The organism is Ensifer sp. ENS06 (assembly GCF_014852205.1).
In the GTDB taxonomy this organism is placed as follows: Bacteria; Pseudomonadota; Alphaproteobacteria; order Rhizobiales; family Rhizobiaceae; genus Ensifer; species Ensifer adhaerens.
The window spans coordinates 332,431-353,782 of sequence record NZ_JACVBC010000002.1 but is presented as its reverse complement, the minus strand read 5'-3'; the positions used below and the strand labels follow the sequence as shown (position 1 = coordinate 353,782).

At 62.3% G+C, this 21,352-nt stretch carries 31 protein-coding genes; 9 read left to right on the top strand and 22 right to left on the bottom strand.

The window, feature by feature from the left end; all coding sequences use genetic code 11:
* Positions 1–46: 46 nt before the first annotated feature.
* Positions 47–904 (top strand): transporter substrate-binding domain-containing protein, encoded by an 858-nt coding sequence (locus IB279_RS10825; protein WP_034788156.1) that lies wholly within the window; start codon positions 47–49, stop codon positions 902–904.
* A gap of 340 nt (positions 905–1,244) precedes the next feature.
* Here IB279_RS10825 and IB279_RS10820 read toward each other — a convergent pair whose 3' ends face one another.
* The gene (locus IB279_RS10820) at positions 1,245–1,499 is read right to left on the bottom strand and encodes an acyl carrier protein (RefSeq protein WP_034788158.1); all 255 of its coding nucleotides are present in this window, start codon (positions 1,497–1,499) and stop codon (positions 1,245–1,247) included.
* A 127-nt stretch (positions 1,500–1,626) separates the two neighbouring features.
* Here IB279_RS10820 and IB279_RS10815 point away from each other — a divergent pair, with 127 nt between their 5' ends.
* Complete coding sequence (locus tag IB279_RS10815) at positions 1,627–2,235, top strand: MarR family transcriptional regulator (protein WP_210209345.1); 609 nt, start codon at positions 1,627–1,629, stop codon at positions 2,233–2,235.
* Between the two features lie 74 nt (positions 2,236–2,309).
* Here the strand turns inward: IB279_RS10815 and IB279_RS10810 are convergent, their stop codons facing one another.
* The 15 genes from IB279_RS10810 to IB279_RS10745 all read right to left on the bottom strand — a co-directional run bounded on the left by IB279_RS10810 (position 2,310) and on the right by IB279_RS10745 (position 12,616).
* The gene (locus IB279_RS10810) at positions 2,310–2,627 is read right to left on the bottom strand and encodes a hypothetical protein (RefSeq protein ID WP_034788160.1); all 318 of its coding nucleotides are present in this window, start codon (positions 2,625–2,627) and stop codon (positions 2,310–2,312) included.
* Between the two features lie 199 nt (positions 2,628–2,826).
* Complete coding sequence (locus IB279_RS10805) at positions 2,827–3,030, bottom strand: hypothetical protein (RefSeq protein WP_112770945.1); 204 nt, start codon at positions 3,028–3,030, stop codon at positions 2,827–2,829.
* Between the two features lie 135 nt (positions 3,031–3,165).
* A complete protein-coding gene (locus tag IB279_RS10800; protein WP_051659127.1) occupies positions 3,166–5,238 on the bottom strand; it encodes an ASKHA domain-containing protein in 2,073 nt (690 codons plus the stop codon).
* A gap of 157 nt (positions 5,239–5,395) precedes the next feature.
* Entirely contained in the window at positions 5,396–5,728 is a 333-nt protein-coding gene (locus tag IB279_RS10795) for a hypothetical protein (protein ID WP_060520591.1), read from the bottom strand.
* A 47-nt stretch (positions 5,729–5,775) separates the two neighbouring features.
* Positions 5,776–6,078 (bottom strand): hypothetical protein, encoded by a 303-nt coding sequence (locus IB279_RS10790; protein WP_034788169.1) that lies wholly within the window; start codon positions 6,076–6,078, stop codon positions 5,776–5,778.
* A gap of 39 nt (positions 6,079–6,117) precedes the next feature.
* Positions 6,118–7,083, bottom strand: coding sequence for a methyltetrahydrofolate cobalamin methyltransferase (locus IB279_RS10785; protein WP_034788171.1), 966 nt, complete (start codon positions 7,081–7,083; stop codon positions 6,118–6,120).
* Positions 7,084–7,172: 89 nt separating this feature from the next.
* Positions 7,173–8,264, bottom strand: coding sequence for a methylenetetrahydrofolate reductase (locus IB279_RS10780; RefSeq protein WP_034788174.1), 1,092 nt, complete (start codon positions 8,262–8,264; stop codon positions 7,173–7,175).
* Positions 8,261–8,863, bottom strand: a complete 603-nt coding sequence (locus IB279_RS10775) for a methylenetetrahydrofolate reductase C-terminal domain-containing protein (protein WP_112770944.1) — start codon at positions 8,861–8,863, stop codon at positions 8,261–8,263. The genes IB279_RS10780 and IB279_RS10775 overlap by 4 nt, the downstream gene beginning before the upstream one ends.
* A complete protein-coding gene (locus tag IB279_RS10770; protein WP_060520592.1) occupies positions 8,856–9,158 on the bottom strand; it encodes a virulence factor in 303 nt (100 codons plus the stop codon). Before IB279_RS10770 ends, IB279_RS10775 begins: the two co-directional genes overlap by 8 nt.
* A 237-nt stretch (positions 9,159–9,395) precedes the next feature.
* On the bottom strand, positions 9,396–10,199 hold the full coding sequence (locus IB279_RS10765; protein WP_112770943.1) for a formyl transferase: 804 nt from the start codon (positions 10,197–10,199) through the stop codon (positions 9,396–9,398).
* Between the two features lie 45 nt (positions 10,200–10,244).
* On the bottom strand, positions 10,245–10,424 hold the full coding sequence (locus IB279_RS10760) for a hypothetical protein (protein ID WP_060601062.1): 180 nt from the start codon (positions 10,422–10,424) through the stop codon (positions 10,245–10,247).
* 362 nt (positions 10,425–10,786) lie between these two features.
* Positions 10,787–11,560: a pyrroline-5-carboxylate reductase gene (locus tag IB279_RS10755; RefSeq protein WP_112770942.1), complete on the bottom strand. Its 774-nt coding sequence runs from the start codon at positions 11,558–11,560 to the stop codon at positions 10,787–10,789.
* A gap of 274 nt (positions 11,561–11,834) precedes the next feature.
* The gene (locus tag IB279_RS10750) at positions 11,835–12,098 is read right to left on the bottom strand and encodes a DUF1488 domain-containing protein (protein WP_034788542.1); all 264 of its coding nucleotides are present in this window, start codon (positions 12,096–12,098) and stop codon (positions 11,835–11,837) included.
* Between the two features lie 47 nt (positions 12,099–12,145).
* Positions 12,146–12,268 (bottom strand): hypothetical protein, encoded by a 123-nt coding sequence (locus IB279_RS37635; protein ID WP_034788190.1) that lies wholly within the window; start codon positions 12,266–12,268, stop codon positions 12,146–12,148.
* A 42-nt stretch (positions 12,269–12,310) separates the two neighbouring features.
* The gene (locus IB279_RS10745) at positions 12,311–12,616 is read right to left on the bottom strand and encodes a hypothetical protein (RefSeq protein ID WP_060520594.1); all 306 of its coding nucleotides are present in this window, start codon (positions 12,614–12,616) and stop codon (positions 12,311–12,313) included.
* Between the two features lie 403 nt (positions 12,617–13,019).
* Here IB279_RS10745 and IB279_RS10740 point away from each other — a divergent pair, with 403 nt between their 5' ends.
* The 3 genes from IB279_RS10740 to IB279_RS10730 are packed head-to-tail and all read left to right on the top strand — an operon-like array spanning position 13,020 to position 13,611.
* The gene (locus IB279_RS10740) at positions 13,020–13,193 is read left to right on the top strand and encodes a hypothetical protein (RefSeq protein ID WP_089044211.1); all 174 of its coding nucleotides are present in this window, start codon (positions 13,020–13,022) and stop codon (positions 13,191–13,193) included.
* A 44-nt stretch (positions 13,194–13,237) separates the two neighbouring features.
* A complete protein-coding gene (locus IB279_RS10735; protein ID WP_156400735.1) occupies positions 13,238–13,396 on the top strand; it encodes a hypothetical protein in 159 nt (52 codons plus the stop codon).
* On the top strand, positions 13,396–13,611 hold the full coding sequence (locus IB279_RS10730) for a hypothetical protein (protein ID WP_034788194.1): 216 nt from the start codon (positions 13,396–13,398) through the stop codon (positions 13,609–13,611). The genes IB279_RS10735 and IB279_RS10730 overlap by 1 nt, the downstream gene beginning before the upstream one ends.
* A 30-nt stretch (positions 13,612–13,641) precedes the next feature.
* On the opposite strand, the gene IB279_RS10725 is transcribed toward IB279_RS10730, so the two are convergent.
* From IB279_RS10725 to dmeF, 4 genes are all read right to left on the bottom strand, one after another.
* Positions 13,642–13,944: a hypothetical protein gene (locus tag IB279_RS10725; RefSeq protein WP_089044209.1), complete on the bottom strand. Its 303-nt coding sequence runs from the start codon at positions 13,942–13,944 to the stop codon at positions 13,642–13,644.
* Between the two features lie 112 nt (positions 13,945–14,056).
* Positions 14,057–14,293: a hypothetical protein gene (locus IB279_RS10720; protein ID WP_110818618.1), complete on the bottom strand. Its 237-nt coding sequence runs from the start codon at positions 14,291–14,293 to the stop codon at positions 14,057–14,059.
* A gap of 385 nt (positions 14,294–14,678) precedes the next feature.
* Complete coding sequence (locus IB279_RS10715; protein WP_034788200.1) at positions 14,679–14,954, bottom strand: metal/formaldehyde-sensitive transcriptional repressor; 276 nt, start codon at positions 14,952–14,954, stop codon at positions 14,679–14,681.
* 27 nt (positions 14,955–14,981) lie between these two features.
* On the bottom strand, positions 14,982–15,971 hold the full coding sequence (gene dmeF, locus IB279_RS10710; RefSeq protein ID WP_110818617.1) for a CDF family Co(II)/Ni(II) efflux transporter DmeF: 990 nt from the start codon (positions 15,969–15,971) through the stop codon (positions 14,982–14,984).
* A 182-nt stretch (positions 15,972–16,153) separates the two neighbouring features.
* Between dmeF and IB279_RS10705 the strand changes: the two genes are divergently transcribed.
* Positions 16,154–16,813, top strand: a complete 660-nt coding sequence (locus tag IB279_RS10705; protein ID WP_146749513.1) for a hypothetical protein — start codon at positions 16,154–16,156, stop codon at positions 16,811–16,813.
* Positions 16,814–16,898: 85 nt separating this feature from the next.
* Here the strand turns inward: IB279_RS10705 and IB279_RS10700 are convergent, their stop codons facing one another.
* Positions 16,899–17,519, bottom strand: a complete 621-nt coding sequence (locus IB279_RS10700; protein ID WP_089044205.1) for a DUF1638 domain-containing protein — start codon at positions 17,517–17,519, stop codon at positions 16,899–16,901.
* Between the two features lie 39 nt (positions 17,520–17,558).
* Between IB279_RS10700 and IB279_RS10695 the strand changes: the two genes are divergently transcribed.
* Positions 17,559–17,717 (top strand): hypothetical protein, encoded by a 159-nt coding sequence (locus IB279_RS10695; protein ID WP_034788206.1) that lies wholly within the window; start codon positions 17,559–17,561, stop codon positions 17,715–17,717.
* 96 nt (positions 17,718–17,813) lie between these two features.
* On the opposite strand, the gene IB279_RS10690 is transcribed toward IB279_RS10695, so the two are convergent.
* Entirely contained in the window at positions 17,814–18,509 is a 696-nt protein-coding gene (locus tag IB279_RS10690; RefSeq protein WP_034788208.1) for a B12-binding domain-containing protein, read from the bottom strand.
* Between the two features lie 334 nt (positions 18,510–18,843).
* On the opposite strand from IB279_RS10690, the gene IB279_RS10685 reads away from it, so the two are divergent.
* Together IB279_RS10685 and IB279_RS10680 are read left to right on the top strand one after the other, a co-directional pair.
* The gene (locus IB279_RS10685; protein WP_034788211.1) at positions 18,844–20,418 is read left to right on the top strand and encodes a trimethylamine methyltransferase family protein; all 1,575 of its coding nucleotides are present in this window, start codon (positions 18,844–18,846) and stop codon (positions 20,416–20,418) included.
* A 107-nt stretch (positions 20,419–20,525) separates the two neighbouring features.
* Positions 20,526–21,230, top strand: a complete 705-nt coding sequence (locus IB279_RS10680) for a 4Fe-4S dicluster domain-containing protein (RefSeq protein WP_192339196.1) — start codon at positions 20,526–20,528, stop codon at positions 21,228–21,230.
* Positions 21,231–21,352 lie beyond the last annotated feature (122 nt).

Sequence of the window (21,352 nt, the reverse complement as noted above, 5' to 3'; positions counted from 1 at the left end):
GGCCGAAAAACAAAGCAATCAACATCCACAAAAGGGGAATGCTGCAATGAAAAAGACCACCGCAATCATGGCATCGGCGCTTGCCGTTGCCGCGGGGCTGATGTCCATGCCGGCGCAGGCCGAAGACAAGAAGTGGACGAAGGTGACGATCGCCACCGAAGGTGCCTTTCCGCCCTATAACCTGACCAAGGCGGACGGCACGCTCGACGGCTACGAGATCGAGCTCAGCAAGATCCTCTGCGACCACATGAAGGTCGAATGCACCGTCATCGCGCAGTCCTTCGATGGCATGATCCCAGCGCTCAACGCCGGCAAGTTCGACGCGATCATGGCCGGCATGTCGGCCACCGAGAAGCGCAAGGAAGTCATCGACTTCTCGATGTCCTACGGCAGCACCGGCCAGGCCTTCGCGACGCTGAAGGGCGGTGATCTCGAAACCCTGCCGATGAAGGGCGAGCTCTTCTCGCTTGCCTCCAACGAGGCCGGCGCGCGCAAGGCGGTCGACGAGCTGAAGCCGCTGATCGAAGGCAAGACCATCGGCGTCCAGACCGCCTCGATCGCGGCGCGCTTCATCGACGAATATCTGAAGGACGTCGTCGAGGTGCGCGAATACAAGACGACCGAGCAGCACGATCTCGATCTCGTCGCCGGCCGCGTCGATTTCGTCATGGCGTCCATGGGCTACCTGAAGACGACCGTCGAAAAGCCCGCCAACAGCGACATGGTCATCACCGGCCCCCGCTTCCAGGGCGGCTTCCTCGGCGCCGGCAGCTCCGTCGGCCTGCGCAAGAGCGACCCCGAATTGAAGGCGCTGTTCGACGACGCAATTGCCGCTGCCAAGGCCGATGGTACCATCAAGCGCCTGTCGGAGAAGTGGTTCGGCTTCGACCTGACGCCGCAGTAATCCGGGTCGGTTCGCCCTCTCAACCAAAGCACCGCGCGTTCCGTCGAACGCGCGGTGCTTTCTGTGTCTGGAATGCCCGGCGCTTCCTCGCGCGCTTGCGAGGCGGTTGGCAGGGCTGTTTATTTAATAGCGACGCGCAGCGCGTGTGGACATCTTTCGAACACAATCGCTTCGTATAAGCCCATCTGTCGACATTTGCTTATGAGCGCTGAATGTGTTCGCCGCTCGCAACTGTCGCGTCGCTTTAGACTTTTGACCACGGATGTACTGGCACTGGTGTAAGAGCGATGGTGAGGAAGGTCGGTGCGGTTTCGCCCCGGCCTTTTTTATTGCCGGATGATCACTTCAGCGTTTTCGACGCGAGCACAAAGTCGATCAGGTCGCCGACCGTGACGAGCTTTTCGACAGAGTCGTCGGTCAGATAGATCTCGAACTCTTCCTCCACCAACATCGCCAATTGAGACACTTCGAGCGAGTCGGCGCCCAGATCCTCTTCGATCTCGGCATCGTCTTTCACTTCGGAAGCCTTCACGCCGAGCAGCTCGACGAGGATCGCCTTTACGCGTTCGGAAACATCGGATCGTGTGGGTGCCATGGATCTACTCCCTCCCTTAAAGCATAACACAAAGGGCGGTGAACGGCCGTCTAGGCCTATAGGATCATTCGCTGATTTCGTCATGATCCAAATGGGTTAGGCCATTTCGGTGAGGGAGAGCCCCTGGGTGTTTGCCAGTGCCAGACCTCGGCACCTCTGCGAACTCCTGCGATATGTCAGCGGACGCGTCGATCAGGGTGCCGCCGAGCGATATGAAACCCTGAAGATCGACTACAGGCCGCGCTATACGCCCCTGTTGCGCGCGCTTGCCGCCGGCGCCGAGACCGTCACCGAGATCACCAGCAACAGCAGTCTCACCCAGGGCGCGATCAGCCAGACGGTCAGCCTGATGCTGAAGGGCGGGCTCCTTGCCCGGCGCGGCCTCGACGACGGCAGGAAGACCGGCCTGCGGCTGACGAAAAAGGGCGTCGCGCTCCTGACAACTCTGGAGCCGCACCGGCAGATGACATTCCTGGCGATCCGGAGCCTCGAGCTGGAAATCGGATATCCGGTTCTTGCGGTGCTACAGGCGCTCGGGGCGGCGCTGGAGCGGGAAGGGTTCGCGAGCCGCCTGAAGGCCGCCCCCATCGTCAGGAGAAGGAGGCTTCCGGTGGCCGCTGAAGTCGGGACCAGAAACTGGTTCGATGCCGCACCCACCGCCTATGCCCTGTTCCGGCCGGACTATGGTCGGTTCATGGAACGGCTTAAGGAAAAGCCTTCCTCGATCCAGCCTTGAGGGAGGCGCCGCAGCCACCGCGCCAAGCCCAATCCGGCGCGGCAAAGCCGCCCCGGTCACCTTCCAACGATGCCCTATTTCGTCGGAGCAGGCGTCGGCCGCACCAGCGAGACGACGCGCGGCTTCGAGGGGGCGTCCAGCCACTCGATCCACTTGTCCCGTTCCTCGGTCGTGTCGAAGAACCGCCAGAGCTTGTAGTCTTCTTCGGTGGTCTGCAGCATTTCGCCGATCGAAACGAGCTCCATCGGCAATTCCACCTCGTTGCCGTCGTAGCGAATGAAGTAGATCCCCTCGGCGGCAAGCCGGATGATCTGACCGGTGCCATAGGTGCCATCGGGATCGTCGACGGTGAAGTACATGCCGGTCAGGGTATCGAGAATTTTGTCGTTCATGGGTTCTGGATGCCAGTTTAAGGAATAGGTTTCATCAGACCGTCGCCCGCCGCCGGAATTAAGGCAAGCTGAAATCTCCAGTGTCCACATTCACCAAACAGCATAATAGCCCGATGCGCGACCAAACGAGGACTTTCGCTTGTGCGGTCGGCCGCCACGTTCATGGCGAGAGGGCGGCTGGTGCCGCCCTTCGTTTGCGTCAACCAAAGTACGAGGTTTTGCCGCGCGTGAGGTTGGACCTGCCCGTGCCTGGCGTCGTGTTGGGTTTCCCGCTACCGCCCGCCAACTCGATTGCTTCAATGGCTTTGGCGGTCGGCTGATTTTCAGCGGCCCCCGGCGAACTCGCTGCGAAGGCGGAGCCGGCAAATGCAAGCGATGCCGCGACTGCGATGATGATTTTCATTGGTCTCTCCTTGGTTCAAAGCACGCGCAAAAGCGCGCCAACCTCGGCGTAGACCTGCTGTGAGAACGAAGACATACGGCGGTTGTCGTATTTCGACACGTCAGAGACTTGTGAGAGCGCGGAATGGTTACCGGACTACTCCCGGCTCCTCCTCCGCCGCCGTCCGCCGCCTTCACCGTCATCGCTACTCACCTTGCGCTCCGGCAAGGTGACGACGGTCGAAAGCTTCGGGAAGCTGTCGACCTTGTTCGGCATCGCCATGGCGTTGACGAAATGCTCCTGAAACTTTGATTCAAGCGCCGTCTCTATCTTCTCGATTTTGCTGACAGTTTGCTCGATCTCGCGGCGGTGGCCGCGGTTCAAGAGCGCCATCAGTGCGCCGGTACCGGCGGCGTTGCCGACGGCCTTTACGTCGTCGAGATCGCAGTCCGGGATGAGGCCCAGCACCATCGCATATTTGGGATCGATGAAGGAGCCGAAGGCGCCGGCAAAGCGGATGGTGTCGACGTGGTCGACGCCCTGCTTTTCCATGAGCAGCTTGATGCCGGCATAGAGCGCTGCCTTGGCGAGCTGGATGGCGCGGATGTCGTTCTGCGTCACGGTGATGCGCTGCTCACCCTCGTGCAGGAGGTAGGAGAAGGTGCGGCCGTTCGGGATGATGCGCGGGCTTTTTGCCGCCATGGCACCATCGACGACACCGTCCTCGGAGATGATGCCGGAAAGATACATCTCGGCGACGATCTCGATGATCGCCGAGCCGCAGATGCCGGTGACGCCGACTGATGCGGCCGCCTCGGCAAAGCCTTCCTCGTCAGACCACTTTTCGACGCCGATGACGCGGAAGCGCGGCTCCAGCGTTACGGGATCGATGCGCACGCGCTCGATCGCGCCGGGGGCGGCGCGCTGGCCCGACGAAATTTCCGCACCTTCGAAGGCCGGGCCCGTGGGCGAGGAAGCGGCGACGACGCGGTCCTTGTTGCCGAGCACGATTTCGGCATTGGTGCCGACATCGACGAGCAGCATCATCTTGTCCTGGCGATAGGGCCCTTCGGCGAGGGTTGCTCCCGCCGCATCGGCGCCCACATGGCCGGCGATGCAGGGCAGCATGTAGAGGCGCGCGCCGCGGTTGACGTCGATATCGATCTCATGCGCCCAATATTGCAGCGCGCCTGACACGGCGAGCGCGAACGGCGCCTGGCCGAGTTCCGTCGGGTCGATGCCGAGGAAGAGGTGGTGCATGATCGGGTTCGCGACGAAGACCATGTCGAGAATGTCGTGGCGGTCGACTTCACCCTCGGCGCAGACCTTGCCGATGAGACCATTGACCGCCTCGCGCACGGCCTTGGTCATCGCCTCGCGGCCATCAGGATTCATCATCACATAGGAGACGCGGCTCATCAGGTCCTCGCCGAAGCGGATCTGCGGGTTGGAGGCGCCGGACGAGGCGGCGATGCGACCCGAGAGCAGCGACACGAGATGCATGGCGATCGTCGTCGAGCCGATGTCGCAGGCAACGCCATAGGCCTCGTTCTTGAGGCCCGGCCACAGGCCGACGATGAAGGGGCGCGAACTATCCATGTCGCGGTGGATGGCGGCGGTGACGGCCCAGTTGCCTTTGCGCAGGATGCCTTGCACCTGCGGGATCAGGTGCGGCGCAATCAGCAGATCCTTCCAGCCCCAGTCCTTCTCCAGCATCACCTTCAGCCGGTCGAGATCGCCGAGCGGCTTGTGCATGTCGGGCTCGTCCACCTCGACATAGCAGAGCTGAACGGCGGCGTTGCGCTCGATCACCCGGTCGGTTGCGGCCTTGCGCACGACCTGGGCGTTGATAACGGTATCCTGCGGCACGTCGATGACGAGATCGCCGAGGATCTGGGCGGAACAGGAGAGGCGGCGGCCGTCGGGCAGGCCGCGGATCTTCTCGTAGCGATCTTCCTTGGCGCCCTTTTCAGAAATGTGGTCGTTGGACGAGACGATCTTGTGCTTGGCGAAGTTGCCTTCCTGCACCACGATCTGACAGCGTCCGCAGGTGGCGCGCCCGCCGCACACGCTTTCGACATAGACGCCGAGCTTGCGCGCCGCATCGAGAACCGGCGTGCCGACCGGGAAGCGGCCGCGCTTGCCCGAAGGCATGAACAGCACGAGAGGGTCCTTTTGCGCGGCTTCGGTCATGTTGGTCTCGATCTCGGAGGTACCTTCAATGCGCATGCTCTGTGGTCTTTCGTCAGGTCCGCTTCAATGGGTCAAGCGAAGCACGGGTAAACGGTTTCAGACTGCACCGGAACGGCGCCCGATAGTTGTCCAATCCCGACATGGAAGCTTCTGTTTCAAACAGTTAGGCGTGGGGCACGGTGGCGCGTCAGGCTTACTTGCGCGACAGCCGCCGGGCGTTGCTGCGCACGCGCTTGCCATAGGGCCTGAGGGCTGCGGACGCAATCGCCGTTCCGTGGCCAGACGCCGTGCCGCCGGTCATCAGGCGCAAGGTGTTGTCGAAAGCGGCCTTCCAAAGGGCCATGTTCACGGCCATGACGCTCTCGGCCGTGGCGGCGATCTTCTCGGAGACCATGCGATGAAGCTCGGTCACGTCCTGGGTCTTGCCGGTGAGCGCCGCCAGTTGCATCTCCTGCAGTCGGACGGCGATGACGAAGGGGGCCTCGAACCAGAGGGTGGCGGCATCCAGGCGTAGGCTGCGTGTCATGGTGATCTCCACTTTGCGTTGGCGGATGGATGAACCGACGTGCGTTGCTACGGCGCCCCGGCAAGTTTTACGACTGCGAATGTATAGGCAAGAGTCGCGGCCAGCACGGCCGAACTGCCCCAGAGGCAAGCCTTGATCACCTGCTCCTGCGGACCGAGATAGACCTTCCTGGTGACGGTGGCGATCATTATTGTTCCAAGTACGGCAGCCGTCACGATGATCACGGGTGCACCATAGGTGCGGAGCGCGGCGTAGAACCGCTGAAACTCGGCCGCATCGTCAAACAGTGTGTACCTGGCGATAACGACCAGAGGGAGAACGACGGCAAGGAGGCGCAACTGGCTTCTCATCGTCCTTCTCCCTCGAGCGCATCAGCGCCGATCCAGGAACTACTCGCTGGCAGCCGCACCACCCGTGCGGGCCGCGCGGCCACCGCGACGTCCGCCACCGGCGGCTGCCACTGGTGCTGCCGCAACCACGTGGCCACCTTCGGCCGGCTTGTGGTCGCGGTAGGTCTTGATCCAGTGGGTGCAGTTCGGGTCGGTGCCGTTCAGCACGTTTGCCGCACGCACGGCTTCCATTTCCTGCGGGCGGCAGGGGTTCATGATTGCCGACGTCATGCCGGCGCCAATGACCATCGGAATGAAGCCGGCATTGATGCCGTGGCGGTGCGGCAGGCCGAAGGAGATGTTGGACAGGCCGCAGGTGGTGTTGACCTTCAACTCTTCGCGCAGACGCCGCAGAAGTGCGAAGACCTGCTGGCCGGCGGTGCCCATGGCGCCGATCGGCATGACCAGCGGGTCGACGACGATGTCGTGCGGCTTGATGCCGAAGTCGGCGGCGCGCTCGACGATCTTCTTGGCGACGGCAAAACGCACATCCGGATCTTCGGAAATGCCGGTTTCGTCGTTGGAGATGGCAACGACCGGAACGTCATACTTCTTGCAGAGCGGCAGGATCGCTTCGAGCTTTTCCTCTTCGCCGGTCACGGAGTTGACCAGCGGGCGGCCCTTGGCGACGCGCAGTGCCGCCTCGATCGCGGCCGTCACCGAACTGTCGATCGACAGCGGCACGTCGACGAGGCCCTGGACGATTTCGAGTGTCTTGACCAGGAGCGGCGGCTCGGTCTCGTTCGGGTTGACGGCGGTCACGCCGGCGTTGACGTCGAGCATCGTCGCCCCGGCGGCAACCTGCTCCAGCGCGTCCTTGATGACGGTATCGAAGTTGCCCTCGATCATTTCGGCGGCCAGCTTCTTGCGGCCGGTCGGGTTGATGCGTTCGCCGATGACGCAGAACGGCTGGTCGAAGCCGATGATGATCTCGCGGGTGGCGGAAGCGACGATGGTCCGGGTCATGCAGGGTCCTTTGTCATTTGGCGTCTATGTAATCACGCCCGTGAAGTCGATGATAGGCGCCTTGTGGCCGGCGCCAGTTTTGTCTGCGGTCAGTGCGGGTGATGGGCCGCGGCTTCGGCCATCTGTTGCTGGTTTTCTTCCTTGCCCTCGCGAATGTGCTCCAGGCGCTCGGCAACCATCGCATCCTCCGGCAGCGTCTCGTGCTTCCAGGGGCGGCGGCCCTTCAGGACGCCCGATTCATGCACGATTTCTGCGACATATTCTTCCTGGCGGTAGGCCATGACGTGAATGCCGGAGACGCCTTCGATCTCCTTCACCTCGTTGATGATGTCGATGCAGAGCTGCTTGCCTTCCTTCTTCTGGTCCTGCGCGCCCTCAAGGCGGGTAATCACGCTGTCCGGAATATGGATGCCCGGCACGTTGGAGCGGATCCAGCGGGCGGTCTTGGCCGATGCCATCGGCCCGACGCCGACAAGGATATAGCACTTCTCGTGCAGACCGAGGTCGCGCACCTTCTTCATGTATTCGCGGAACATCGGCACGTCGAAGCAGTACTGGCTCTGGACGAACTGCGCGCCGGCCTCGATCTTCTTGGCGAGACGATAGGGGCGGAAATCATAGGGCGGCGCAAAGGGGTTGATCGCAGCGCCGAGGAATACCTGCGGCGGTGTCGTCAGCTTGCGGCCCGAGAGGAACTTCGAGTTGTCGCGCATGATGCGGACGGTTTCGAGCAGCGACATGCAGTCGAGGTCGAAGACGGGCTTGGCGCCTGGCTGGTCGCCGGCCTGCACGCCGTCGCCGGTCAGGCACATGATGTTCTGAACGCCCATGGCAGAGGCGCCGAGCACGTCGCCCTGGATGGCGATGCGGTTCTTGTCGCGGCAGGCGATCTGCATAATCGGGGCGTAGCCCATGCGGGTCAAAAGCGCGCAGATGCCGACCGAGGACATGTGGCAGTTGGCGCCGGAGGCATCGACCGCGTTGATGCCGTCGACCCAGCCGTCGAAGATCGCGGCGCGCTCGTAGACATCCTGCGGGTTTGCGCTGTCAGGCGGGTTGAGTTCGGCGGTGACGGCGAACTCGCCGCGGCGCAAAACCCGCTCAAGACGGCCGCGGGAGGAATGGCCGGGCAGGGGCTCGAGCGGCGCGCCGGGATCGAAGGGATTGATGTCGGGGCTCATGCCTGGCCTTCCTTGGATGCCGCTTCACGGCGCGCTGCGGCTTCCGCCGTCACGCGCAGCCAGGACGAGGTTTCGCGCAGCGACTGGTTGACCGGCTTCTGCACGTTCATGATGGCGTTGCCCTTCTCCATGTTCTGCGAGCCCTTCCAGGCCTGCACCCAGACGCAGGGCATGTCCGGCTCGACCTCGCAATTGCCGTTGGCGCGCACGCCGCCGCAGGGGCCGTTGCGCAGCTGCTTCGGACAGTTCATCGGGCAGGACATGCCGGTCGACGACAGCGCGCACTGGCCGCACATGCGACAGTCGAAGAGGAAGCCTTTCACGTGGCGCTCGACGAAGGTCACCGGACGCTCGACCCGGCCATAACCGATGGCGTTCCACAGCGGGTGAAGCAGCAGGAACAGATCGGCGAAGCGGTGGTAGAACCATTCGAGGAAGCGGGAGTTGCGGACCGCCCAGAGGCGGACCGTATATTTGTGGCGCGAGCGGCGGCTCGGCGAAACGCCAGACGGCGTAAACGCGCCGGTTGCGGCCTTGGCGGCCGGGGCGGCGTTGCCCTTCATGACCTTCGGCTCGCCCGGCGGTTTGGCGTCAGCCATTGTCGCGGCCTCCGGCTTTGACGAGGGCGACGAGGCGTTCGCGGTCATAGGCGGCTTCGAGCTCGGCGGCGGCCTGGTCGGCTTCCGTTTCCAGATCGTCGGAGACCGGCACCGGATCGGCCTTGCGCCATTCGGCGAGGTAGTCGTCGGTTTCAGCCGCACCGGTGCGCATGGCGCACATGTCGATCGCTTCGGTGAAGCGCAGAGACAGCTCGCGCTTCGCCGTCGTGCGGCCCTTCTTGATGATGACCTGGGCCGGAATGTCGCGCCAGTAGACGATAATGCGATCTGCCATGGGGTGTTGTTCTCCTCGTTCTGCGACAATGCGCATGTACCGGCGTCCGGGCTCATCTCGCCACGACGTCGGATATGTCCAAAAACGACGCTGGCGCGGATGCCATATCAGACGTCTTGGCGGTGATGCGCAAGTCGCAGTTGAGGCGCTTCTTGCAGCCAGGAACCATCGGCAAGGATTACCCGCAGTTTCAGGCTTTTAGCCGATGTCGGAAGGAGGTAAGGGCGGCTTGTCAGCCTACCAGATGCCGCGCTTCAGGCCGTTCCATATCCAGGTCCAGATCGGCGGATGATACCATTGCCGTGACGGGCCTGCGACATCGATGACCTGCAGCTTTCCGGCGAGCGCATCGCCGACGGCGGCAATCGCAATATCCGTGGAAGCCGCCGTCTGCAGCAGCGGATAGGTGTGCATCGTATCGTGAGGGGCAGGCTTCTGGCGCGACTGGTAGAGCACGCCGCCGGTATCGACGCCCGCATCGACCAGATGCACGGTCGCTCCGAAGTTTTCGAGGTCGTTGTTGACCCGCGCCCAGTAACCGCCCATCAGGCCGCGATAGGCCGGGTTGATGCCGGCGTGGAAGTTGAGGACCGGGCAGGGGATGGCGGCCAGCGTTTCGGCCTTCAGCATGCGGCAGCTGATGAGGAAGACGACATCGGGTTTGAGCGCGCGCACTTGGGCGGTGGCGTCCGTGTCGTTGATGGAGGCGATGGACTTTACCGGGATCGACGGATCGGGTTTTCCCGAGACTTTGTAGGTCGCGGAGATCTCGTCCGCGCGCTTGCGGGTAAAACGCTTGCCGAAGCGCGAGGCGATCATGGTCGCAAGCTGCCCCAGCGCCGTCAGCCAGCCGAGCTTGCGTGCGCGGCGGCGCAGGAACAGGCCCTTCGATTCCGGCTGCTCCTCGACGACCGTAACGTCGGCGAAATGCGCGGAGAACGCGTTGATCATGATCCAGGGGTTCTCGCCGCCCGCGGTCACCACGACGACGCGGCCGGGGCGTCCGCCTGCGGCTTGATTTTGGCTGGCGATGTCGGTCATGGCGGCCCCGCGGATGAACAGGGCCGAGTTATGAAGGCTTGCCCGTTACCGCCGGCTTAACTGGTTCCAGTACCATTCGGCGACACCGCCACCGAGCACGACGAGGGCGACGGATTCGACCATCTTCACGTCATCCGAGAGGCTGCAGACCGCGCCGACGACCAGCGACAGCAGCAGCCCGGCGGCGCAGCCGATGGCGTAGGGCAGGTATTCGAGGAATTTCACTGGTGTGCCTCCCGTCCCAAGACGCAGCAGTCGCGCACTGAGATGTAACGCAGGGTAGCGCAGATATAGGGATTAGGAAGAGCTTATTTTTCGTTGCAGGGGCGAGCGCTCACGTAAGCCGCTGCGCTTCGGCCAGCATCGGTGGACGAGGCTAGCCGGAGTTCTTGCAAACCGGATTGCCCCTCACCCTAACCCTCTCCGCGCAGGCGGGGAGAGGGGACGTGGCCCGATCTTAGTTTCGCCGAGCAAGCCGCAGCGAGGCGGAAATCGTGGTGTTTATTGTTGGCGGAGTGGGTGCCGCGAATTTCCTCCGCCCCGCTTGCGGGGAGAAGGTGGCCGGCAGGCCGGATGAGGGGCTTTTCTCACGACGCTGCGGTAATCCGCCGGTGGATGCCGCCGAGACTTTCCCTGAATTTTTCGAAGGTGCCGTGCTCCGTCAACTCCCGCAGCACCTGCTCATTGATGCCGCCGCGTGTCGCGTAGTCCTGCGCCAGATGCGCGAAGCTCGCGTGCGGGGTCGTTTCCGGCGCCTGGCCGAGCGCGCCAAACAGGCTGGCGATATAGGCGCGGCCCTTCGCTTCGTCGACGCCGTTGTCCTTTAGCCAGCTATGGATCGTTTCCAGGTACTTGAAGTAGCTGGCATAGGTGGCGGTCGCCACACTTAGCGCATCGAACTCGCTCTCGCTTGTTACTTCGATCGCCGTGCCGAGCCGGCCGAAAAACGCCGCCATATCCGGATCCGGCGGGAAGATGATCGTCGGGCCCTGGCGGAGCGCGATCATCGGCATCGGCAAGGCCTTGGTCACGCGCTTCACTTGGCCGACCATGGCGGCGATCTCGGCGCAGGAGAAGGTCGCAATCAGGCTGACGACGTGGTGATCCGGGCGAAAGCGCAGGGTCGGCAGCACGTCGCGGGCGATCTGCGGGCGGACGCCGAGCATGACCGTGTCTGAGGCGTCGAGCACCGCCTGATTGTCGGCAGCGACAGTCACGTCAGGAAAGCGGGCGGCAAGGCCCGCAGCGATCTCTTCGTTGCGCGGCGAAAGGACGACGGTGGTGATCTCGCCGGGAAGCGTCTTGAGGCCGGTGACGATCGCCGAGGAGAGCGCGCCGGTGCCGATGAATCCAAGTTTCATGAAAGTTCTGTCGCCTGGTGATTTCAGAAGGTCCGTGAAACTGCCGGGTGTGGCATGCACGGGTACGGGTTTGGAATTGGCGGAATAATAATAGCAAAGGCGCCGGCGACAAGCGCTCGCCATGGCGTCGCCCACAGGAGAGCAGGACGCATTTCAACAGTGCGGTTGAGATTGCCACGCCCTTTCGGCCGCTGCGGGGCGTTGCGCATAAGGCGGAGACCCCTGCTAGGCCAAGGGGTGTTAGTCGAACGGGTGCTGCGTTTTGGCCCGGGACCTAGCGAAAGTCATCGGCGGTGAGGACATAGATCGTCCGGCGCCCCTTGGCATAGGCTGCCGTCGCGGCCTCGTGGATTGCGTTGCGCGCGGCATCGAAGGCCAGCAAGCAGGCTGCTTCGGTCGTCCGGGTGGGCGCGCCACGGGAGAGGGCCGCCGCCTCAACATAGAAGGGCACTTCGAACATGCCATCATGGCCAAGGAAACGTACGGCCTTGCGCGCTTCATCGAAGCTTCGGCATGGGTTCGGAAAGGTCAGCGGCATGGTCGTAATCCTTTTGGCGGTAAGCCAGGCCGGCCAGAGACGGGCCGTCACAGGATCCGCCCGAAAAGGATCGTGGTCACGACGACGGCGACCGCCAGCGAAAGGGCGATCCAGGCAAGCAGGCCGCGGTAGTCGAATAGATAGATCTGAGCCGGTATGTGGTACTTCATGATCGCCTCCTGCAGCTGATCTGTTAGGAAGATGGTTTGGATCTAAAGGGCGTGTCTGGACTTGAAGGCCCGTTCGGCCAGGGCCATTCGCTCATCGGCGGGACGAATCAGTTCGAGATTGCCTTCATCGGTCACGCGCTCATGGCATTCGTCGCTGCTGCGTATGCGGTACTGGAGCGCATTGTCGCGGATGGGGAGCGTGGCGGTTATGCGGTAGGTGTCCCCGATGATCGACTCTCTGGTCAGCGCTCCCTTCGAGCGAACAAGCTGGCCGACCTGGAAGCGGTGAACCGGCGACTGGTCGCGGGGGCCGCGGATGATGCGTTTCGTAAAAGATAAAGCGTTCATAGTGGTCTCAGTCCTTTTAGGTGTGGGCAGGCACGGTCGGTCGGCTGCGATGAGCCGGTTATCGACCGATCAACCAAGGTTCGGGGAACGAACAGACGTTACAATGCGCGATGTGCTTCGAGGCGAAGCATGGACCAAGCACTGGATCCGAAGCTTGCGTGTCGTTCGAAAATTTAGGAGAATAGGTGCGGTTAGAAATTCTGATACCGCGAAAGCCACATCGGCCAAATTTACTTGGATATACTATTGCGCGTCGATTGAGTTTCAATTGAGGCGCGTGTGTCGGCCGGCGCAGATTTAAAGTGTTTTTGGCGCGACGCCGGTGTTTCTCGCTGCTCGCGCGATAAAAGCCACGTGCCGATCGAGGATGTGTTAAGCTCGTCGCTTGGAACTGGAGACTGTCATGTCCGAGCCGAACAAACTCTACCAGAGCGAAATCATCACCCTGCACAAGGCGCCGCTGATCGGCACTCTCTGCCTGGAATGCGACGACGGCCAGATCGAGGTCGCCCTGAACCGAGCGGCTGCCGAGACCCTGCAGAAGGTTATTGCGCGCTTTCTTTCTCCAACCGCGTGACACCCCCCAGCCGCGATGGCCTCATTCGATGAAGGAGAGGCGCGATGTCCTCCCGTTTGGTCTTCTCACTGTTTCTGGTCGCCCTGTCGGTTTTTCTTGTCTGGGCCTTCAGGCCACCTCAGGGCAATGCGAGCGATCGCCCCGCCATGCCGCATGTGGCTGAGCAAGGGCAGGCGGTAAACCCCGATTACGGACTGGGCTGATGACAACACTAAGGTACGGTCTCAAGGTCGAAGCCAACAATGTCTGGGCGGTTGTCGATGTCTTCACCGGGCAACCGGTTGTTGTTGACGGTTATCTGATGTCCAACTTGCCGCGCGACGAAGCGGATGATCTTCTCGATATTCTCAATCTCAAAGACCGCATACGCAGGGGCACGATCCAGCTTCCGCCCCGACCGCCGGAAGATAGGGGTTAGATGGGTGGGCTGGAAACCCACGATGGTGGCTCAGCGGGGCACGCTGCCGGTCTTTCGATCAACTGCAGCCTGTCTGAATTGCTCATAAGGCGCCGGACGGGAAGGGGCCCTCGGAAACTCCGCGGCAGTGCCCGGCTCGGCCAGCGCCGCCTCCGGAGTGGCGTGGCTGTCGACGCCGCTTTCGAGTGCCGCAATCAGGAAGCGCGTGGCGGCAAGCCGTCCGCCCGGGTCTGCCGTCGCGGTCGTTCCGTAGTAGCCGGCAGCGGCGAGTACCTCGACCAGAAGGCTGAGGTCGTCAGAGTGAAGACAATGTTCTGGATTGCTGGAAGACATTGCGTCCTCCTTTGGTTGGGGCCCAGGCACGAAGGCCCGTAGGCGACGGCGCCCGCTTCAATCGCCGTCGATGAAGCACCCTGCACGCGTTGTCGCGCCAGCGCAACGAACTTCACTCAAGCACCGGGAGGTTGTTTTGGCCGAGCGCGCGTTTCGCTTCGTCGCCCGTCGCTGTGCTGCGCGCATCCATCGCATTCGCCAGATCGAGCCTGCGCGGGCCGACTTTTGCGAAGATGTCGCGCGCTGCCAGCGGTGCCAAGTGATAGGCTAGAATGAACTCTTCGAGATCGTAGACCGCATCCCCGCCGTGAAGCAGTCTCTTCTTGTCGTTCGTGAAATTCTTGGTCATGGGACGCTCCCGCGTTCTGGCTCGGTGCTTGGCGCAAAGACGGCCAATTGTCAGGTGGCTGAGGAAGCGTCAGGGATGAGTTACGCCAGCTAAACGGGCTGGCGCGAACATGGTTTCAAATTAAGAGTTCAGACGGCGAAGGAGGGGACCTGGCAAGGGGCCTGGCAATGAGGGGGCCCGGGCGGAAGCCGGATCGTCGGCCTCTGACGGAACGCGATCACCGGCGATCAGGCGGACGACGTGCTGTTGCGGCCGGAAGCGTGCGGCCGGCAGGACTTCGCGGTTAATCTGTGAGCTGGCAGTCAGCATGACCGGTCGCCATCGCCGAGCACTGCACGGTTCTCGGCGGCAACGGTGACCTTAAGCAAAGTGCGCGGCAGCGACGCTATTTCAGGTAGGCGCGCACCACATCCACCAGTTCGGCCGCCGCTTCCTCCCGGTCCTTCTGCGACAGCTCGGCTGCGGCGACATGCATGTGGATATGGTCTTCGACCACTTCCGCCATCAGCCCGTTGACCGCGCCGCGGATGCCGGCGATCACCTGCATGACCTCGGCGCAGCCCTTCTCCTCCTCCAGCATCCGCTCGACCGCCTCCATCTGGCCGCGCAGGCGCCGGACCCTGTTGATGAGCTTCTGCTTCTCGCGGATGGTATGGGTCATCGCAAACTCCGGTTTCGGGCGCCGCCGCTATGCGGCCCGTGGTTCCACCTCCACGGTCACATGCGATAAATCGTGAATGGCGGCAAGCTTTTCGCGATAATAGGACGGTGCCCGCGGGTTGTCGGCGACGAGCGAGACGATTGCACCGTGGTGGCCGGGCCCGAGTTGCCAGACGTGCAGATCGACGATCTCGGCGTCTTCCCTGGCGACGATCTCGCCGATCTCGTCCGGCAGGTCTTCGCCATCGGGGATATAGTCGAGCAATGTCGCGCCGGTATCGCGAATGAGGCCGAAGGACCAGCGCGCAATGACAAGTGCGCCGACGATGCCCATGGCGGGATCGAGCCACAGCCAGCCATAGATTGCGCCGAGACCAAGGGCGACGATGGCGAGCACCGAGGTCAGCGCGTCGGCAAGGACGTGCAGATAGGCGGCGCGCAGGTTGCGATCCTGCCCACCATGGTGCCCATGGTGGTGGCCGTGATGATCGTGGTGATGATGGTCGTGATCGTCCTTCAAGAGCCAAGCGCAGACGAGATTGACGATGAGGCCGGCAACAGCGACGAGGATCGCCTCGCTGAAATCGATCGTCACCGGAGCGTTGAAGCGGCGCAGGCTCTCCCAGCCGATCAGAAGCGCGATCAGGGCCAGCACGATGGCACTCGAAAAACCGGCGAGGTCCCCGAGCTTTCCCGTGCCGAAGGTAAAGCGGCGATTGTTCGAATGCTTGCGTGCATAGAGATAGGCAAGCGCTGCGATCAGCATCGCGGCCGCATGGGTCGACATGTGCCAGCCATCGGCAACCAGCGCCATCGAGCCGAAGATCTGACCTGCCGCGATCTCGATCACCATCATCGTTGCGGTCACCGCGATGACAATCCAGGTCCGCCGCTCGTTGCGCTCGTGATTGCCGCCGAGGAAGACGTGATCATGGCTGGCCGCGAGCACGCGCGCGTCGTCATGCGAATGCCCGTGGTGTCCGTGGTGGTGATGATGGTCGCGGTCGTGATTGCCCATGTCGATGCCTCCAATATTATATAGGGGGGTATCCTATATTGGATTCGACGTAAAGTACGTGCTTCCCGATTCCTCGCCGGAGCAACGCTTGATTGCAGATCTCCCCAGGCTTAAGCGTGGTTTAGCGCGCGGTGGGTGCGGGGTGGAGCGAATGCTCTGCCGGTTGAAGGGCGGGGCAGTTGGTGGAAAGGAGCAAGAAAGTTCAGACACTTCAGCAGCTCGCGGAGGGTGTCGATGATGCATCCTTTCAGAAGTTCTATGGATTTTTCCTGGGATGGGGGCCGCTTCTTGCGCTCTTCGGGAGCTATGGTTTTCTGGTCTTGCTGCCGCGGCACCTGTTCGACCTTCCATGGGCGAGGAAAGCGATGACTTTTTTGCCGAAGTTCTGGTTCGAAGCTCGGGAGTTCAAGGCAAAGTACCCCGTCGAAGACATACAGTTCTATTTTTCGGCGAGCTTTATAATTTACTCGCTGGTCGGCCTCATTTTTCTGATTGCCGCTGTGAAGTGTTATCGCACCGGGCGACGCCATCCGTTTACTTTGACGCAGTCTCTGCCGTGGAGACCATTCCGCCACTTTGCATTGCCGGGCCTTGCTGGCATCGCCTTTTCCGTTGGTGTCCCGATGCCGGTCGGTTGGGAAACAACGAGCTCCAGAGGCGAACTTTTTGAGAATCCCATTCTTCTACCGGTTTTCGGTCTCCTCGGCGTCGGGGTTTTGCTATTGGTCGGCGTGGTCGGCGCTCTATGGCTCGGGCGCGAACGGGCCCGCCAAGAAGAGGAGCGCAAGAGGCCCCCGAGGCGAATGATCTCCGTCAGCCTCGACCCGCCTGCGGACCGCTGACCGGCGGATGTCTGAATCCACAGGACCGCCGTTCCTTGTCAGGCGACACTGTCGCCGCCTGGGTGCCGCAGACGAGTGCTTAACCTCACGCGCTTAAGAGTGACCCCGTCAGATCGCCATAGCCGGTAAACCGATATTCGTATTCGAGCCCGAGCCGCTCGGCGGCCTTTCTCGCCTTCTCCTGCAAGCCTTCATCCTCCTGCTGCGAGAGATAGACGAGCTTGCGGTAGTGGCCGAAATACATGTCCCGGAGCTCCGGGTGCCGGTTGAGGCCGAGCGGTTCGATGACGAAGGCCTCGAACTGGCGGGCGAGAAAGTCGGTGAGGAAGAAGGCGGTGAGGTCGTCGTCCCAACGGCGGGCGAAATCATCGTTGCCGGCAAAGAAGGAGTAACAGTGCGGACCGGGGATACGCTCGACCTTTTCCTCCTCCAGAAGTCGGTCGAGCTGGCCGCCGGTGCCGCAGTCGGCATAGGCGACGAAGATGCGCTCGAAGCCTTCGGCGCGGGCCTTGGCGATGGCGTCGCGAATGCCCGGGGTGATCTTGTCGGGCGTGTTGTGCCAGATGGCGGGCAGACAGTTGAGGTCGATATGGCCAAGCCCGTTCGCCTCGCAGATCGCCAGGATTTCGCGGGCGATGGCGCCGCAACCGATCACGTGAACTTTTTCCGGTTGTGCACGTTCTATTGCGGGCGATACTTTTTCCATCTTGATTCCATGTGGCTATCAGCGGGAAGGACCCTGACCATGACAGTAAAGACCCTTGCAACCGTCGGCGCCGTTCTCGTCGCCCTTTCGACGCTTACCGCCTGCGGCAACACCATCCGCGGCATCGGACAGGATACCGCAAACACGGTCAACGCGACACAGTCGGCCGGCAAGAAGGTGGCAAACTCCGTCAACTAACCCGGCAAACCTGCCAGGCACGCTCGCCAGACATAGGAAAGCCGGCCGCGGATTTCACCCACGCGGCCGGCTTTGTCATTTCGGATTGTCCGAAGCTCAGCCGGCCAGGCGGTTGTGCTTGCGCTTCATGAAGTCCTTGGCGGTTTCGACCGCAATCGCCGCATCGCGGCAATAGGCATCGGCACCGACGGCCTTGCCGAATTCCTCGTTCAGCGGCGCACCGCCGACGAGAACGACGTAGTCGTCGCGCAGGCCCTTTTCCTTGAGCGTGTCGATGACGACCTTCATGTAGGGCATGGTGGTGGTCAGAAGCGCGGACATGCCGAGAATATCCGGCTGCTCGCGCTCGATCGCTTCGAGATAGTTTTCGACCGGGTTGTTGATGCCGAGGTCGACGACGTCGAAGCCGGCACCTTCCATCATCATGCCGACGAGGTTCTTGCCGATGTCGTGAATGTCGCCCTTGACGGTGCCGATCACCATCTTGCCGAGCTTCGGCGCGCCGGTTTCGGCGAGAAGCGGGCGCAGGATGGTCATGCCGGCCTTCATGGCGTTGGCCGAGAGCAGCACTTCCGGCACGAACAGGATGCCATCGCGGAAGTCGATGCCGACGATGCGCATGCCTTCGACCAGCGCTTGGGTCAGGACGTCGTAAGGCGTCCAGCCGCGCTTGAGCAGGATGTTGGTCCCGTCCTCGATTTCCTCCTTCAGGCCGTCATAGAGGTCGTCGTGCATCTGCTGCACGAGTTCTTCGTCGGAAAGGTCCTCGAGAATGATTTCATCGTCTGCCATATTGGGGTTCCTCGGTTCCTGGCACGGTCGCGCGAAATTTTCGGACGCGTCCATCAATCCATAGCGGTCGATGTCTAAAAATCTGTTTTCGAAAGCGACGTCGCATATGACAAAAAGCGACGGGAGGGCGGCTTCTTTTGCCGCCTGTATATTCTTAACAAAAACAATATATTCGCGCCACGCGGTTTTTGCGCCCTCTTGTCGCCGCTCGGCAGTGTTCGAGTTGCGCCACGCCTTGGCGCATTGAGACCCGCAAGGCCCCCGATGCTTGGTAGCATTAAGGTCAAATGATGCTTGAAGGCGCAAAAAGTGATGCGCGGGAGAGGAAAAGCGAATGAGCGACGTGACAGATCAGGGCGCGGTTGAAGGCGGCGGTCGCCGCGCACGCGGCGAGGGACGGGGAGCAGCAGCAAGGCGCGCATCGCGCACCGGCGGCGGCCCGGGGCCGTCTTTGCCCTATATCCAGCGCAAGATTCGCGAATACGAGGTGCTCGACGAGGAAGGCCTGCAGCTGATCGAGCGCAATGCCGATACGATCCTCGAGGAAATCGGCATCGAGTTCCGTGACGACGCCGAGGCGCTCGAACTCTGGAAACAGGCCGGCGCCGACGTGCGCGGCCAGCGCGTGCATTTCCCCAAGGGTCTCTGCCGCGAGCTTCTGAAAACGGCACCGTCCGAATTCACCTGGCATGCCCGCAATCCGGAGCGCAGCGCCCAGGTCGGCGGCAAGGCGACGATCTTCGCGCCGGTCTACGGCCCGCCCTTCGTGCGCGATCTGGAAGGCAACCGCCGCTATGCGACGATCGAGGATTTCCGCAATTTCGTGAAGCTCGCCTATATGGCGCCGTCGATGCACTCGTCCGGCGGCACGGTCTGCGAGCCGGTCGACATCCCCGTCAACAAGCGCCACCTCGATATGGTCTACAGCCATATCAAATATTCCGACAAACCCTTCATGGGCTCGGTGACGGCGCCGGAGCGGGCGGAAGACACGATCGCCATGGCGAAGATCGTCTTCGGCGACGACTTCGTCGAAAACAACTGCGTTACGCTGAACCTCATCAACGCCAACTCGCCGATGGTCTTCGACGAGACCATGGTGGGCGCGCTCAAGGTTTACGCCCGCCATAATCAGGCCTGCGTGCTGTCGCCGTTCATCCTGTCGGGCGCCATGAGCCCGGTGACGGTTGCCGGCACGCTGACGCAGATCCTTGCAGAAGTTCTCGCTGGTGCCTCCTTCACCCAGCTCATCCGCAAGGGCGCGCCGGTGCTCTTCGGCACGTTTGCCGCCTCGATCTCTATGCAGTCGGGCGCGCCGACCTTCGGCACGCCGGAGCCGTCGCTCGTCTCCTATGGCGCAGCCCAGCTCGCGCGTCGCCTGAAGCTTCCGTTCCGTACCGGTGGTTCGCTCTGCGGCTCCAAGGTTCCGGACGCGCAGGCAGCGCACGAATCGGCCAACACGCTGAACATGACGCTTCTTGCCGGCACCAACTTCGTGCTGCATGCGGCCGGCTGGCTCGAAGGCGGTCTGATCTCGTCCTACGAGAAGTTCATGATCGACCAGGACCAGCTTGGCATGATGCAGAAGATGGCCGAAGGCGTGGATCTCTCGGAAAACGCCCAGGCGCTGGACGCGATCCGCGAAGTCGGTCCGGGCAGCCACTATCTCGGCTGCGCGCATACCCAGGCCAACTTCCAGACGGCGTTCTACCGTTCTCCGCTCGCCGACAACAATTCCTTCGAACAGTGGGAAGTGGAAGGCGAAAAGCGCATCGAGCAACGCGCCAATGCCCTGTGCCGCAGTTGGCTGGAGCACTACGAGGCGCCTTACCTCGATCCCGAGATCGACGAGAAGCTGAAGGCGTTCATCGCCAGCCGCAAGGACTCGATGCCGGACGCTTTCACCTGAAAGGGTCCCGAGCGAGCCAGGGAGCAAGGCGGCGCGGCGCAGGTGGCCGACATGATCCAGAAGGAGGTCTGGCGCCCGCATTACGAACACCAGGGGCCGAAACCGAAATGACGGCGCCTTCCGCGACAGCGGACAAGACAATCGAAACGATCCGTGCGGCGCTGGCGCCGCACGGTCTTTTTTTGCGCGGAACCGTGAATTTGGCCTCCGGTGAGGCCGCACCGCTGCTCGTCGATGGCCGCCTGGCGGCAAGCGTGGTGCTGATTGGCAATATCGGCGGTTCGCTGTGGCAGCCGTTCAGCGCGTGGCGGCAAGCCCGGTCGGATGGCGGCGGCGCCGATCCGCTCGACAATTGGTCGAAGGCCGTCATCAATCCGGTCGCCGGCGAGCAGGGGGCGACCGCCTTCTTTCCGTCGGATCCCCCGTGGCAGCCGTTCCAGCAGTGGGCGATGAGGGCCGAAGGCCTGAAACCGTCACCGCTGGGCATTCTCATCCATTCGCGTTTCGGCCTGTGGCACGGTTACCGCGGCGCACTTGCTTTCGGTATCCCGATTGGCGAGACAGGTGAAGCGAGCGCCAGCCGCCCTTGCGACCACTGTCTCGAAAAGCCGTGCATCTCGGGCTGTCCGGCGTCGGCGCTTGCAGGGGAACGCTTCGATGTCGGGCGTTGTCGCGGCCATCTGCGCACGGACGCGGGCAGGGCGGGCTGCCTTGCGAATGGCTGTCTATCGCGCGCTGCCTGTCCCATCGGGAGCCAATATCGCTACCCGCCCGAGCAGTTGCGCTTCCATATGTCTGCGCTTGAAGTGTGAGCGCCGGTCTCCACTCTGGCGCGCAAAGATGGTGCAAATCTCCAAAATGACTAAAATTGGAGGTGTCGTGGAAAGGTAATATTATCGAATTTATAACGATCTGGACGGCGTGGCGTTGGAGT